This is a genomic window from Mycolicibacterium sediminis (assembly GCF_010731735.1).
Lineage (GTDB): Bacteria > Actinomycetota > Actinomycetes > Mycobacteriales > Mycobacteriaceae > Mycobacterium > Mycobacterium sediminis.
Map to the genome: position 1 here is coordinate 2,921,819 of NZ_AP022588.1, position 14,530 is coordinate 2,936,348.

Below are 14,530 nucleotides of genomic sequence, written 5' to 3' on the forward strand. Positions count from 1 at the left end.
GTGTCCGTCAGTCGATGTCGAGGCCGTGTCCGCGGTCGCGATTCCTGCCCCGATCGCGTGTGGGTCCGGTGGTGAGGGTTCGCCAGCTGCGGGCAGCGATGGCGAGGTGTTCATCGGCGGCGGCGGCGAGCCTGGGATTGTCGATGCCCGCTGCGGGACGGGTGTTTTCCGCCCAGGGGAGGGTGAGTCCGTCGAGGAGTCGGCGGGCGCTGCCGGGCTGTCCGTTGTCGATCAGCAGGAGGCGGCCGTGTGCGGGGACCAGGGCGGTGGCCACCGCCGCAAGGGCGTCGGGGTCGGCGGCCGCGGCGTCCTCAACGACGATGACCGGTCCGCGCCGAGTTGGTTCGTGGATGGTGATCTGCTCGGCGAGGTGGTTGAGGCTGAGCCGGTCGGGCTGTGGGGTCGCGGTGACGCGGACGTGGTGGCGGTTGGAGTCGTTGGCCGCTGTGTGGATCGCTTCGGCGAGGTCGGGGGTGTAGCGCTCGGCCGCCACGGTGGCCACGACGTAGGGCACCGACAGCGCGACCGCGGCGGGGTCGGTGCGTGGCCGCGGGAGGGTGAGCGGGTCGGCGTTGCGCCAGGCGGCGGCCAGGACTTCGACGAGCGCACGCTCGGCGGCATGCATGCTTGCGTGCACGCCTTTGTCCTGGGTGGTGGCGTGGTCGACGACGTGCCGATCGGGGAGAGCCGTGTTGGGGGACAGTGCGTCGGCCAGCCGCCACCACAGCGCCGCGGCGGGCATCTCATCGGGCAGCGGTCCTCGCTGGGCCGCCGCGGTGATCGCAGCGCGAATGTCGTTGCCGCGGGCGGCATTGGTGAGGTGGGCGGCCAGTGTGGGCCAGTAGGCGTCGGCGCGGATGCGGGGGTCAATCTCGTCGAGAAGGTCGTTGAAGCGGGTGGGGTCGGCGCTGTCGCGCTCGATCGCGTCGGTGCCGTGGCGTTGCAGCAGGTCTTGGATTGCGCGGGTGGCCACCGGGTATTGGGGCGGGCCGGTGAGGCGGGTGTCGGCGTCGTCGACCCCGGTGGCGGCCCGGAACACGGCGACTTCTGCGGCCAGAGCAGGGCTGGCCGTAACCAGGGGCTGCGCCCAGCTCGGCGCGGTGTCGGGGGTCCAGGCGCGGGCTCGTTCGCGGATCTGCGCCGCCAGCTCCTCGACAAGGCTCTCGCGGCGGCGCAGGTAGTCGCTCCATTGCTGGTCGCCGGCCAGAGGGTCGGGGATGGCGGGCAGCCAGCGCAGCGGCCCGCAGTCGCGGCCGGCAGAACCGGTGGGGTCGATGCGGTAATCCAGCACCGCGGCCGCGTCAGCGGCATCGTCGAGGCCGCCTCGAGCGTGGGCGGCAGCCAACAGTTCGCCGGGATCGGCACCGGAGAGCGCCCGGATGGCGAGGCGACGACGCAGCACCGGCCACGCTGCGCAGGTACTGAGATCGGTATGCACTGATTCAGCGAGGGCGTCAAGACGGGCGCGGGCACCCGCGCCGAGCTGGTGCTCGGCCGCAGCGCCGAGGGCGTCGGTGAACATGTCGGCGGCCGCGGCCAGTCTGCGGGTCGGGTCGGCGGCCTGGCGGGCGGCCGTGGTGGCCGAGACCTGGCCGCCGTCGCGGGCCACGATCCGGGACAGGACGTCCACGGCGGTGTCAGGGTGGGTGGCCTTGGGGGCCAGGATGCGGTGCGGGTCAGTTTCGGCGGTCGAGAGGTACAGGTGGTTTTCGCCGCGGCCGCGCGTGAGAGCGACGTAGAGCTGTTGGCGGGTCAGGTGCTCAGCACCCACCACGTGGCAGCTGTGCCCGGAGGTGGAGCCCTGGGCGCCGTTGATGGTGGCGGCATAGCCGAGGGTGACGTGTTCGGTGACGTAGTCCGCCGGCAGGGTGATCTCACGCCCGGTGCCTCGATGGCGAACCCGTAGCGCCCCGTCGCGGGCGACATCGAGGATCTCGAAGGTGTAGCCGTTGCGAACGTAATCGGTGACCGACAGGGGCAGCCAGCGGGCGTTTCGGCGAGTGCGGATGACGTCGCCGACGCTGGCACGGAGTTGATCGGCGAGCAGAATCTCACGACCTGGCCGCCAGGTCGGGTCAGCCTCGATGAGGGCGGCCAGACGTGCAGTGCGGGCGCGGGCGTTGAGGTCGTCGACGATCGCGTTGGTGGGTCCCAACAGCAGGCTGTCGCGCCCGGCGTTGCGGTCGGCCAGCCACGCCGAAAACGCGGTATCCGCCGCGGATTGTTCGGTGCCGACGTGAATGCGCCCAAAGTCGATGTAGAAGCCGATCCCGGCCGGATCGCCGCCGCGCAGCGCCAGAGACGCCGCGGCCTCGGCGCGGGAGTGAAACCGCACGACTTCCGACAGCGTCAGCGCCCCGGTCTCGGTGGCGATGTCGCGCAACACCCCGCCAGCCGAGATCGACGCCAACTGGCAGTCATCAGCAACCAACCGCACACTCGCGCCCTTGCGCTGCGCGTCAGCGATCATCGCGTCCAGACCCGCGGTCGACGCCATGCCGGCCTCATCAACGATGATCAACGTCTCCGGTCCGATGTCGTTGAACCACTGCGGTGTTCCGAACGTCGCAGCGTTGTCCGGATCAGCGCAGTGGACGTACTTGTCGAGGGTGTCGGTGGTCGCGCCCAAATCCTCCCCGAGCACGATCGCCGCTGCCGCGGTCGGGGCCAATCCGAGGACATGTCCACCCGAGCTGCGCCACGCATGCGCCAGCGCGGCCATGGCCGTGGTCTTGCCCGCCCCGGCGGGCGCCAGCGCCAATGCGACGCGGCCTCCGCTGGTGGCCATCTGCTCGACGAGCGCGGCCTGACCGGGGTTAAGTGGCTTGCCGCGGGCGGCCGAATCGGCCAGCGCGATATCGACCTCGGAGGTAGTGGCGACGCGGCCGTCGCAGCGTGCGACAGCGGCCAGGATGCGCTGCTCTGCGGCGAGAACTTCGCGGCTGGTGTAGATCGCCACGCCGTGGCGGCTGTAGACGCTTGAACCGTCGCGGCGACGCAATGCGACAGGCTCACCCAACTCGCCGTCCTCGACACGGGCGTGAGGCACCGAGAACGCCTCAGAAAGTGCGGTGTCGGTGAGCCGTTCGACAAGCTGCGACACGTGTGCGACACCCTCGTTCCGCACGACCCGAAGGGCTTCGGCGCGCACGTGGTGGGCCTGCCAGGTCGCGCGCGATTCGGACACGGTGGCGATGATTGCGACAGCACGCGACGCCACCCAATCCGCGGTGATTTCCGGTGCCTTCTGGACGCGCCGGGGGCCCAAAACTGTGGCCAGCATGCGTTCCAATCCATCGTGGCCGAGGACCTCGATAGCTTGGTTGCGCCAGGTGGCGCGCTGCTCTGCGAAAGAGCGCGGTTCGTGCTTGGCTTCGCGCGATTCCAGCGTCGCTTGTTGAGCCAATGCGAGGGATTCGATGGTGGTGGGTTCGCGGCCGTGATTGTGCTGGAACTGCTTGGCCAGCTCGGCGGTGCGGGCCTTGATCGCGATGCCACGACTCGACCAACGCATCATCAATTCCGCTGACATTCCAACGATCTCGCGCACGGGTCGTTTACCCCGTCCACGGGACGCCTCGGCGAAGTCCACACCGAGCCGGTCGATGGTGTGAACTTCCATGCGGGTGTTGTACATCTCCGAAGCCGCCACGATGAGCCGGTGCAGCGGTTGACCATCCAGAGCGAGCCAACGGCGCACCCCATTTTGGTCGAGGTAAGACACCTTGTTGGCGATCGCGACATGGGTGTGTAGATCGGGGTCCCCGGCACGTGAATCGCGATGGGTGAACACCGCGGCGATGAGCCCTTCGGTGTCGACTTGTGCGACACCGTTGGTGCCGGTACGGGTGAAGGCGGCGTTGTCTTGCAGCCACTCCAACACGTCGGCCACCGCGGCTTCGTGAGCGGCCTCGATCTGCTCGGCAATCTCTCGCGGGGCAATCGCCCACAGCGCGGAAATCGACTTTACCGGAGAGAACGTCAAGTCATAGCCGGCCACCGCTGTAGTGCGTGCCCTGGTGGCCCGCGCGACGAACCCTGACAGCTCCCGTTCATCGGCCGGGTCACGGCCAAACTGCTCAGCGAACATCTCCCGAGCCACCTGTGTACGGATGCCTGCCCGCACGTCATCGTCGATAGTGGCGTTGCCCGCCAGACCGGCCCCGATGTTGTGAGCGCGGAACGCTTTCCCGACACGACGGGTGAACTCCGACGAGGGCTCCTCCCGCACAGGGTATTTACGGCCTAACTGCGCGGCCGCCGTCGCGGGTTGAACGCGCAATCGCGGGGACAGATGGGCAAAAATCTTGTCGGCGTTGGGGTGCCAACCCAGCCCAAACAAGGCCTTCATTTGCTCCTCGGTGACCACCGACCCGCCTTCGACGGCCCACACCTGTTGGCGCACTTCGCCGCTAACCTCACGGGCTCCTGTGTCGGCCAACGCGGCCAGGCCGCGGCCCATCCAGCGGCCCGGCGATTCGCCCTTGGCCGAGTAATAGTCAGCCAGGCTGGAGCGGCCCCGCTCGGTGCTGTCGGCGGCAGCGACCTGCCGCACCAGGTACAGGTAGCCGTCCCCGGCGGTCAGCTTGTGCATCGACATCAACGCCGCATGCACCCCCTGGCCCGCATGAGCCCGAAAGTACGGAGCCAGCCGCAGAATAAACCACCACCAGAAGCAACATTCCAACCGCCGTTACCAAACCGTGACCTTCATGCAAGAGGTGTGTGGTCGGTCGGTGGGCCGTGGCACGGGGGTGGGAGGCGGTGAGCTGAAGGGGCGCAGCGGTGGTGGTGAGGGAACGGGCTGGACGGAGGGTGAGCGGAGTGCGGTGCTGCGGAAGAAGTGGCGACGAAACAAACTGGTGGTGGCCGAATGTGGCTGTGGTGGTGGCACGCCCGGCCCGGACGGCTTTAGTGTCCCGGTCATGACAGCAGCAGGAGCGTCCAAGTTGGAAGCCCGGCGACGGGCCGTGGAAGCGAACCGGCGCGCCAACGCAGCGCGCGCTGCGCGAGACAAGGCGAACATCAAAGACGCCACCACCTTCATTCACGAGGTCGCCAAGATCGCCGAAGTCGAGGCGTGGAAGAAGGAGCGACTGGCCCAGCTGCGCGAGCAGGTCGACGCCGAAGCAGCCACGAAGGTGGCCACTCATCGAGCCGAGGCCGGCGCGGCAGTCGCACGGATGCATGACCGCGGTGAGACGTTGACGACCATCGCCGCGCGCACCGACATGGGGATCGGGATCGTGCGGACCATGTTGCGACACGCCCCAAAGACCGAACAGCTCTCGCCCGCAGTGGTTCGTTTGCATTAGGTGGCGGCGGTGAGGCGACCTCTCCGCCGGCGGGCCAGGGCGGCGGAGATCCCGACTTTCCCGAGGCGGCCTCGGCGTCAGGACGGTGAGCCAGGCCGTGACGGGGCGCGGGACCGGGTGCACAGGGGACGTGGCCACCTGGGCGGGGTGGGGGCGCCAGCCCGCTGTTGCGCGGTGGCGTGCCGAGCGTGCCGGTGTCCGAGCCGCGGCGACGGGTGACCGCGGTCAGCTCGATGCCGCGGGTGCACGATTGGCCACCGCGGTGTTGCTGGCCGCGGAGGCCGCGCAGTGTGTCAGTGCTCGGCCGTAGGGTCGAAGTTCATGCGAAGCGAGGGCCAGCTGACCGTTGACCGGCGGTTGCACGCCGCTGAGATCGCTCGGTTCGACGGCCACGTCGTGTGCGGGCCAACGGCTTCGGACTGCAACATTTGGACAGGCGCGATCGGCGCCGATGTCTACGGCCGGTTCTACCTCACGCGCGACGGGGTGGGGTTCTGCGTTCGGCCGCACCGCTACGCGCTAGCCAATTGCCGGCGGCAGCGTGGCTGCCGGGGGACTGAGTCTGCATGAATGCGACGACCCGGTGTGCGTGAAGATCGCAGCCGACTCACCCGCAGCAGCATGTCGTGGTGGGTTCCCACGGCGACACCATGGGAGCGAATGGCGCGGATGAGTCGCGGTAGTGGATGCCATGCCGTACGGCGCCGCGACAGCCATGGTGTGCGGCGCGATCGGTCGGTGGCGCACGTGAGGCGGTGCGCCATGGTGGGGCGCCGCGGCGGTGCAGGCGGCGATGCTTGGCGACCAGCCCATGCTGTGGTGAGCGCAGCGTCACGCTGGCCATGCCTGATTGAGGTGCCGGTGAAGGCGCGGTGTGCAGAGTCGTACCGACCGTGGCGGGTGCTGTCGCACGGCCGCTCTGACCGGACCCGGTGAGCGCGCCACCGGTGCGCTCAGCCGCGCTGCAGGAGCGCGGCTTAGCGAGGCGGCGACAGAGTAGTTAAGTCGAACCGCACGGGCAGGACGCTGACGCTGGCGGTGCGGGCGCCAGCAGATGCGATGCTGGCCGACCGGTTCGCGGTGACCGTGGCCGTTGACGTACTTCATGACCTGGTGCGGGGACAGGTCGCCGGGTTCGGCAATGCGGTCGTAGTGGTAAATGCGGTCATAGTGGAAAATCCCGCCGATAGCGCGGCCCACCGCAGGGGGCCAGACACGTGGAGCGGCTAAGCCCACACGGTGGCGCGTCGACCAGTAACTTCTGGGCCAAGGGTGTAGCTGGCGCGTCGTAAGCGGTGCCGGCGGCCGGTAAGGGGGCACACGTGGCGATTCCGTCGAGGTGGGATTTGGCTGCGCACATGCGCTCAACGCGACGGCAGCTGCGCGACCACAATCGCAAGGAAACTTGGACCGTGAAAGGTCTCTGGGTCGAGGTGCGTCAATTCCGCGAGAACGGCCACAAGGACTGTGATCCAGTAGTTGCTGGCGCGCTGCAGCGCTTGATCGACAGCGGTGCGCAGCGGACTTACTGGTCGTTGCAGGCTATGTATCAAGCCGAAGACCTCGCCGAGGGCCGGTCCCCGTCGCAGGGTCGTGAATTGGTGCGGTTCTACGACGAGATGTTCAATAGCGGCCAACTCTTTTTGACGGAGCTGTGGGAGCAGGTCCGGTTGGCTGATCCGCCTAGGTCGCAGCCTTCGCGTCCGCCGCGACCGGACCGGACACCGGGCGACGACGTCGCTTGGCTCGCCGATCTGACCGTGCCCGACGGCGTGGAGGTTCCACCCAACCTCGAGTTCACCAAGTCGTGGCGCCTCTACAACGCGGGGTCGGTGCCCTGGATCGGGCGACGACTGGTGCGCCTCGGACCGGCGACGAGCTACGGTCTGGTGCGGTCGCGACCGTGGGTGTCGATAGCCGACACTGAGCCCGATCACACCGTCGACATCTCGGTCACAGTCCGAGCACCCACCGTGGAAACCTCGCACTGCGAGCCGCGCTGGAAGATAGCCGACAGCAACGGCGTTCACTCTTTTCCTGATCTCAACTACGGCATCGGGATGATCGTCGTCGTCGTCGAAGGATCACCGCCACCGGACATGGCGGTGCCGGGAGCCGTCGAGGCCGGTGAGCGCAAACTGGCCCGCCTGCGCGCCGATCGTTCTAGGTCTCGATAGAACGACCTGCCTGCTTCTTGACTAGGTCGCATGTCCGTTGGAAAGGAATGCGAGCCGTGAACGCTTTCACCCAGATCGCAGTCGTGTTGGCCTGCTGCTTCGGCGCGTACCTGCTGCTGCTGGCAGTGGTTGTTCTGCGCACGGGAAGTACTGATGGTCTGGTCGCCGTTGCTGCGGCCGTGCACAGCTTCATCGGCGCAATCGTCGCGCTGATCAAGCGTTGGCCCGTCGAACCCATCGTGGCCACTCGACAGGGTTCGGGGCGCGCCGACGATGGGCAGTCGACCACAACCGGCGACCGATAGTGCCGGTGGTGCTCGCGGTTCAAGACGCCCGCGTGCGGACGCGTTGGCGCGGCGGCCAACCTGCTGAACTAGTTGCGCATGTTGGCAAACGGAAGCCGCCCGTGGTGCGCGCGGAACTGCGCGATCATCTCAGTTTCGATCGCGGCGGAGGCGGCCTCGTCGGTGGTGCGCCAGCCCACCAGCAGGTCGGCGTGGTCGACAAGCTGCCAGATGCGACGTCCGCCGGTGTGTCCGACCGGTTCGCCGGCACCGTGGCGGCGGAATTCGTCGAGTCGCTTGCGCAGGCCCCGGCGGCCGCTGACGCCAGCGTTGGCCTTGCCGATGTACACGATGCGGGTCCCAGGCACCCACAACGTCTGCAGCTCGGCGAGGGGCACCGTGGGGTCCTTGCCCTTGAAGTGGCCAGCAGGGGAAGCATCGAGGAAAACCGGGGGATCGTCGGTTGGCCGTACCACCACGTAGACGCCGGGACTAGCGGGCACGTCCGCGGTGGGCAGGGCGGCGAACGGCACGAAGCCGGTGAAACCGCTCAGGTCGACGGGCTCGGACATGCGTTCATAGTTCCACCGTCGATGGCAGCGAGGTCGCCGGTGGCCGACATGTCGTCGGTGGCATTGACCGTCGCAGCACGGCGGCTCATGCGCTGCCGGCGGCGAGGTGCAGATCGGCATTGCCAACCCTTCCGGTGAGTTGGTTGGCGCGTGCACTCCATGGCCGAGGTGGTCAGCAACTATGGTTCAAGAGGGTTCTCCAGCGAGGGAGGCGGCATCCGAGGGGGTTGGCTGTGACGTTTGACCGCGGTCAACGGGTCCGTGTTCAGGCGGCCGGTGTTCCCGAGTTCGCGACGATCCGTTTCGCCATTCCAGGCGAGCCTGATGGTTCGTGGGATTTGATCCTGGTCGACGACGAGGACCGCCGGCATGAGATCAACCTCGCCGCCAACGACACCACCACCGTGCGCACACTCGTCAGCGATGGACACGGGGATTCGGCGCGAGTGCTGGCAGCCATGTGGACGCAGTGGATGGACGCCGCGGCGACTAACGCGGAGTCGAGCGCGATGGCGTCGATGCCCCTCAAGCCCTACGCTCATCAGACCACCGCGGTGTATGGGGCGATGCTGCCGCAGCCGCAGCTGAGGTTTCTGCTCGCCGACGAACCCGGCACGGGTAAGACGATCATGGCCGGGCTGTATCTGCGCGAGATGCAGCGCCTCGGCTTGGTGAAGCGCGCGTTGATCGTCTGCCCCGCCAACTTGGCCTCAAAGTGGGTCGACGACTTCTCCCGTCTGCTCGGCGGTGGCCTGCGCCAGATCACGTCCGCGACGGTGCGTGAGGACGCACTGAACTCCAACGATTTGTGGGTTGTCTCGCTGGAACTGGCGGCGGTCAATCCGGCCGTTCAGGACGCACTGCGCCCCGACAAGGCCGGCTGGGATCTGGTGGTGTTCGACGAGGCGCACCGGTTGACTCCCACCGCGGCTGGATTCCATCAAGTGGGTCGGCTGCTGGCGAAGAACACCCCGCGAGCGCTGCTGATGACCGCCACCCCGCACCGCGGCAAGGAATGGCTGTTCCGGCACCTCCTGCACTTGGTCGACCCAGGTATCTACCCCGACCCCGGCAGCGATCCGAACGTCGCCCTGTCGGCGCTTCGGCCCGGCCCCATCCACTTCCTTCGCCGGATGAAGGAAGATCTGGTCGACTACGACGGTAAGACGCGGCTGTTCAAGGGGCGGTCCGCCGCAAATCACAGCGTCGCCCTCAGCCAGGTCGAGTACGCCTACTACCAAGCCGCGCTGGACATGGTGGAGCAGTTCTTCCCGCAGACCGCGCAACCGCTGGCTCGGATGGTGTACGGAAAGCGGGCCGCGTCGAGCCTGTATGCATTGGCCGAGACGTTACGGCGACGTTCGGCTCACATGGGCGAAATGAGCGAGGTCGAGGCTGCCTTGATGGCCGAGCTCAGCACCGATAGCGATGAGTCTGCAATCGACGAGGCCAAGGTGGTACACACTGCCTCAACGTCTACGCGTGCGGAGCGCACGGCGATCAAGGCCTTGGCCGACCGGATCGACGCCACCCTCTCTGATTCCGCATGGCTGCCATCGAAGTGGCGGCGCCTGACGGAGGACTGCTTGTCCAAGCACTCGATCCTTCCGGGCAACGGTGAGCAGGCCGTGGTGTTCACCGAGTACGCCGATTCGGCGCAGTGGATCTCCGACCGGCTTAACGCCGACGGTTACACGGCGAAGATGTATTCGGGTCGGCAGAGCAAGCCCGACCGCGATGAGGTCCGAAAAGCGTTCATGCGTGGAGACTTTCAGGTGATCGTCACCACCGATGCCGGCAATGAGGGTATCGACCTACAGGCTGCGCACGTCCTGGTGAACTACGACATCCCTTGGTCGCTCGTGCGGTTGGAGCAGCGGATGGGTCGCATCCACCGGGTGGGACAGCTCCGCGAGGTCTACCTGTACAACCTGGTGGCCACCGACACCCGCGAAGGGGAGACGCTGCTGCGTCTACTCGACAACTTCGTCACCGCGGCCAATGAGTTGCACGGGCAGATGTTCGACAGCCTCTCAGCGGTCGCCGAGATCACCGGCGTGGATTACGACCGCTGGCTGACTGACCTGTACGGCAACGACGAGGCAAAGAAGCAGACCGCGATCGACGCCGCTCGGGCGGTACAGGCGCAGGAGCTGACCCGTGTGGCCCGCCAGGTGCGCGACAACGAGCGCCGGCTGGCCAGCCAGGTCGATGCCGTGGCGGCGCTGACACTGTTGCAACGAGATCTGTTCGCGCGCATCAACCCCGCGATCGTGGAGGCATACCTGGATCGGCTGTCGGCGGCCGGGGTGCTGCAGGCCGCGCCCACCGCGGCGGGTCCGGGATTTCGTCGACTGTCGTTGGCCGGACAATCTCTGCCGCCATCGCTGGGGGGTGGCACCGACGCACACATCGCCACCAGCGGGGACGCTGTGCGCGCCGCTGAAGGCAGCATCGACGTGGGGGACACCGTCACCCTGGGACCGGGAGAGCCGGCGTTCACGGATCTGATCGCTCTGGCCGACCACGCCCTGGCCGAAGACCTCTACCAGTCGGGTGCGGCCGCCGACCCAAGCAGCCTGACACCGTATGACCTCTACGCCTACGAGGCGACCATGACCGAGAGCGACGGCAAGCGAGCCAGTGTGTGGGCGACGCTGGTCAAGGTCGATGACAGCGGCAACGCCCGCGCGGTGCGGTGGGAAACTTTGGCCAATCTGGTACCGACCGAGACTGCCGGCACGGCAGCCCATCCCGCGCGCGAGGGGCGCGCTCAGGAGGTGGCGAGGGCGGTGGCCGACACTACGGTGACCGAACACCGGAAGGTGCGGACCGACTGGTTCGGGCAGGCACGGCGGGACCTGAACAATCTCCCGTTGAATCTGACCGAGGGCATTGAGGACCGTGACACTCGGGTGGCTCTTCGTCGGCAGTTCCAGGTGCAGACATCGGCGCGGATCGCGGACTTGGAGCGCCTCACCGACGTGCAGTTGACCGACCCGAAGTTGGTGGGCCGGATCCGGGTGGTGGCGGCCGCCGACGCCAGTACGCAGGCGGAAATCGACGCGGAGATGGTGTCGATGAGTCACGTGCGTCAACTGCTCGTCGATGACGGCTGGGTAGTCGAGGACGTGCACACCGAAGGACGCGGCTACGACCTGGAAGCTCGTCGCAACAGCCAGATCCGGCACGTCGAGGTCAAGGGAGTGCTGGACAGCGCGGCCAGCAATGGAATTCGGATGACGGGCAACGAAGTGCTCATCGCCACCCAGCATCGCCGCAACTACTGGCTCTACGTCGTCGATCAGTGCGCCGACGGGGTAGGCCGGTTCTTCGGCGCCTACGAGGACCCCGCCACCTTGTTCTCCACCGACATGACTGGGGACGCGATCTTCCGCGTACCGGGCAGCAGCCTGAAGAACGCACCGGGAAGCAATCTATGACCCGCATGATTGAGCGCTGGTTTCCGAGCGCCGAGGTCTCGGCCAACAGCGATCGCGGCTGGGGATCAGGCAACAGCGAAATATCGCTGTTCATGTGGTTCGCCAAGCGCCCAACGGCACAGGCCAAGGCCGCCACCATCTGCTCACTGTTGAAATGGCCAGACGACCCCGACGAGCAAAAACGCCTGCAAGACCTGGTGTGCAGAGCGATGAAGGGCCGGTACGCCGAGTGGAGCGAGCTGCGGCAGGAGATCGCGGCATCCAATCCAAACGGCGCGAGCACCCTCGACCCCTTCTCCGGGCGCGGCATGATTCCACTGGAATCCGCCCGCCTCGGAGTAACGGCGCACGCCATCGACTACAGCCCCGTCGCGGTTTTAGCCAGCTACCTCCTCACGTGTGCACCGTTCACCGACTGGACCGCCGAACCGCCGCTACCGTTCGGTGAGGAAAGCGGCGAGTTGCCCACCTCACCGGCGGACCGACTGTTGAGCGATCTGCAAACAGTTTTCAATGAGCTTGGTTTGCGCCATGCCGAAGCGATGAGCCCGTGGTACCCGCGCTATGAGGACGCGTTGCCGTGGGGCTATCTGTGGGCGGTCACCATCCCGTGTCAGGAATGCGGGCGCCGTTTCCCGTTGATTGGGTCCTACGAGCTGATAGCCGCCCGAGGGGACCGACCGGCCGCGTCGTTCCACATCGCCGCCGAGCGTTCATCGGGCCACTGGGAGGCCGTCGTCTCCGAAGGCAAGCCCACTCGAACACCAACGCTGTCCAACGCCATCGTCAACGGCCGCAAGGTCGCTGGCAAGAGCGCCATCTGTGTCTTCTGCGGACACCCGCACCCTCTCGCGGTGCACCGCCGGCTGCTTCAGGAGAAGCAAGGTGTTGATGCTCTTGTTCTGGCCGCCGACATCGACCATCGCGGGCAGAAGACCTTCCGCCGACCCACCACTGAGGAGATCGAAGCAGCACGCCACGCATCCGAGGCGCTAGCCAGCGAACCGGCCTTCAGCCCGTTCCTACCGGCCGTGCCCAACGAGGGAATAGCGCCGGGGAACAACAACATCATCGGGCCGAGCATCTACGGCGCCAAGACCTACGGCGACTTCATGGTGGACCGCCAAACCCTCTCGTACGTGAAGCTCGCCCGTCTGATCAACGACCTCGGCGCCGAGCTGCACGCGACAGGCCTGTCCCACCAGTACGTCAAGACCATCACCGGCTACGCCACCGCGGTTGTGGTCAAGAAACTCCGGCGATCGACCCGCGGCGCGCGATTTCAGACCAGCGGGGGAGCCCGCGTCGGGGACCTGTTCGTCAACGAGGGCTCAATCACGTTCTCGCACGACTTCTTCGAGGCTGGCATCGGCGACGGCCCCGGGACCTGGGCGTCGATCTCGGACAACGTGCTGGCCGCCTGCCGCAACCTGTTTGCTGACATGCGCGGGGTCCCGACGACGGTGCAGCGCGGCAGCGCAACCGCGCTACCGGACGGACCGAAAGAGTTCAGCGCTGTTGTGACCGACCCTCCGTACGACCAGATGATCGCCTACGCCGACGCGTCGGACCTGTTCTACACCTGGCTCAAACGCTGCCTGCACGCGACGTGGCCCGAATTAGCGGTCACCACCGATGATTACGGTTGCCAGGAGAAGAGCAACGAGATCATCGTTAAGCGGGTACGCGGCGAGGCTCCCGACGAACACCGGACGCGCGAGCACTACGACGCTCTAATCAGCCAAGCATTCGCGGAGATGCGCCGCGTCGTGCGCGACGACGGTGTGGTGACGATTGTCTTCGGTCACGGAGAACCCGAGGTCTGGCAGCGACTCCTGGGCTCAATCGAGCGGGCTGGTCTCGTCATGACGGGTTCCTGGCCGGCGAACACCGAGTCCGGCGGCCAACAGGGCAAAGCCAACATTGAAACCACCCTCACAATGGCCTGCCGGCCTGCTCCACCTCAGCGACCGAACGGCCGTAAGGGCACCGTCGAAGCAGAGATCAAGGCTGAAATCAAACGGCGCTACGTCGACTGGGAGCGCTGGGGCCTGGCGCCCGCCGACATGCTCATGGCCGCAGCAGGGCCTGCGATGGAGGTCGTCGGACGGTTCAGCCAGGTACTCGACGCCCGTGGAAACGCGGTCGACATCTACACGTTCCTACCGCTGGCCCGCGCGGCGGTGCAGGACGCAATGGCAGTGGAAATTAACCATCAACCGCTCGACGCGTTTGACGCGCGCACCCGATTCGCGTTGTGGTGGATCCGCCTCTACGGCCGCCAAATTCAGGCTAAGTCCGAGCTTCGATGGCAGACTCTTGCCTCCGGCATGGACATCACACAGGTTCGCGACCTCGTGGGGGAAGAGAGTGGGGGAGTTCGGTTCGTCTTCGCCAAGGATCACTCCGCGCGGATCGACCATGAGGCCGCCTCGATCGACGTTGCACTGACTTTGGCGTACGTCTCGGAGGATGGGCTCGATGCGATGGGCCAGGTGCTGTTGGATGCCGGACGTGGCGCCGACGATGTTCAGCTCTGGGCGGCGGTGCAATTCCTGGCCGATCGCCTACCCGACAACGACGTCGATTCGATCGCGTTCCATCGCGTGCTCCGCACCCGCAACGCCATCGGGGACGCTGCGAGCGCGGCCGCAGCAACAAAGACCGAAGCCTCTGTGACGCAAAGCCTTCAAGACGCTCAGCTGAAGTTGATGTGATGCCCACGCCAGCGGCTAGATG

At 66.8% G+C, this 14,530-nt stretch carries 7 protein-coding genes; 5 read left to right on the forward strand and 2 right to left on the reverse strand.

From position 1 onward, the window contains the following. Positions 1-7 precede the first annotated feature (7 nt). Positions 8-4,600, reverse strand: coding sequence for a MobF family relaxase (gene mobF, locus G6N64_RS14020; RefSeq protein WP_174266808.1), 4,593 nt, complete (start codon positions 4,598-4,600; stop codon positions 8-10). A gap of 229 nt (positions 4,601-4,829) precedes the next feature. Here mobF and G6N64_RS14025 point away from each other — a divergent pair, with 229 nt between their 5' ends. The 3 genes from G6N64_RS14025 (at position 4,830) to G6N64_RS14040 (ending at position 7,797) form a co-directional block, all read left to right on the forward strand. Continuing rightward, positions 4,830-5,315: a hypothetical protein gene (locus G6N64_RS14025; RefSeq protein ID WP_246231153.1), complete on the forward strand. Its 486-nt coding sequence runs from the start codon at positions 4,830-4,832 to the stop codon at positions 5,313-5,315. A gap of 1,322 nt (positions 5,316-6,637) precedes the next feature. Then, entirely contained in the window at positions 6,638-7,492 is an 855-nt protein-coding gene (locus G6N64_RS14035; protein ID WP_246231154.1) for an NBR1-Ig-like domain-containing protein, read from the forward strand. Positions 7,493-7,548: 56 nt separating this feature from the next. Further along, the gene (locus tag G6N64_RS14040) at positions 7,549-7,797 is read left to right on the forward strand and encodes a hypothetical protein (protein WP_197748355.1); all 249 of its coding nucleotides are present in this window, start codon (positions 7,549-7,551) and stop codon (positions 7,795-7,797) included. Between the two features lie 68 nt (positions 7,798-7,865). Here the strand turns inward: G6N64_RS14040 and G6N64_RS14045 are convergent, their stop codons facing one another. Further along, the gene (locus G6N64_RS14045; protein ID WP_163797612.1) at positions 7,866-8,348 is read right to left on the reverse strand and encodes a hypothetical protein; all 483 of its coding nucleotides are present in this window, start codon (positions 8,346-8,348) and stop codon (positions 7,866-7,868) included. A 233-nt stretch (positions 8,349-8,581) separates the two neighbouring features. Here G6N64_RS14045 and G6N64_RS14050 point away from each other — a divergent pair, with 233 nt between their 5' ends. Then, positions 8,582-11,791 carry a helicase-related protein gene (locus tag G6N64_RS14050; RefSeq protein WP_163797613.1) on the forward strand — a complete coding sequence of 1,070 codons (3,210 nt, stop codon included), beginning with the start codon at positions 8,582-8,584 and terminating at the stop codon, positions 11,789-11,791. Then, a complete protein-coding gene (locus G6N64_RS14055) occupies positions 11,788-14,508 on the forward strand; it encodes a DUF1156 domain-containing protein (RefSeq protein WP_163797614.1) in 2,721 nt (906 codons plus the stop codon). The genes G6N64_RS14050 and G6N64_RS14055 overlap by 4 nt, the downstream gene beginning before the upstream one ends. Positions 14,509-14,530: the final 22 nt, after the last annotated feature.